The 1,037-nt window shown below is 46.9% G+C and carries 1 protein-coding gene; it reads right to left on the reverse strand.

Annotated elements, in window-relative coordinates:
- Positions 1–34: 34 nt before the first annotated feature.
- Positions 35–1,037: FHIPEP family type III secretion protein (locus tag R7035_RS26025; RefSeq protein WP_318146423.1), on the reverse strand; the 1,003-nt coding region annotated here is incomplete at its 5' end.

Here is a 1,037-nt window from a genome sequence, read left to right on the forward strand (position 1 = left end):
AAGATATTCGTATATCGCGTGTGTTGAAATAAGATTAACCAAGGTTTCCTACCACATTGATCTGTTTGTTTTCTGGAATTTCGTTGTAAGACAGCACAGCCAATCCTTGAGTGAAAGTACGCGCATAACGCGCCAGTAGTGGGCGTAATTGCGGCATTACAAGTAGTATTGGCGGTAAGCCTTGCTGCTTAAGTTGTTGTCGAATCAAAGGTAAGTTTTGTTGGAACTGACCAAGAATATTCGGTTCGATTGGGAAACTATCGAGAACCACTGTACCTGAAGCTTGCGCTTGTTGCAGCGACGTCAGTAGCATTTGCTCCAACTCATCCGATAAAGCGTAAACATTGAGCTCAGGTTTTTGCCCTGCAATTAAGTTAACTAGCGTGCGTTTTAGTGCGCAGCGAACATCAGCAGCTAACAAAATCGGGTCTTTCGTGTTTTCTGAAGACTCCAGCATGGTATTCGCGATGGTTCGGATGTCTTTTAGTGGCACCTGATCAAGCAATAGCTGGCGGTACACTTTGAGCTGTTGAGCTGGGTTAAGTGCAGCGGCTAAGGCTTCTGCCAATTTCGGCGCTTGTTGGGTTAAGCGCTGCGTCATCGCTTCTACATCATCGTGTGTAAACAATTCTGCAAGGCTGGTTTTCATGATTTTGCTGATGTGTGTTGCGATCACGGTACCGTCGTCCACGACTTGGTAACCCATGTTGAGTGCCTTCGCCTTGTCTTGATGTTCAATCCAAACCGCAGGAAGTTGGTAAGCAGGATCGCTCCCTAGAATGCCATCGATTTCACCGTAGGTGTCGCCAACGGCAATCGCCATTAAACGCTCTGGTTCGATGAAGCCCTGCTCAATCACTTCACCATTAAGCGAAATGGTGTATTGGTTCGGTTTGAGGCTTAGGTTATCGCGAATGCGAACTTCGGGTAGAAGAAAACCTACCTGTTCTGAGAGGTTACGACGTACACCACGAATACGTTGCGAAAGTGGCGCACCTTGATCCTTGTTTACTAGGTGAACAAGACGGTAACCAAGC

This window comes from Vibrio sp. 1731 (assembly GCF_033339955.1).
In the GTDB taxonomy this organism is placed as follows: Bacteria; Pseudomonadota; Gammaproteobacteria; order Enterobacterales; family Vibrionaceae; genus Vibrio; species Vibrio alginolyticus.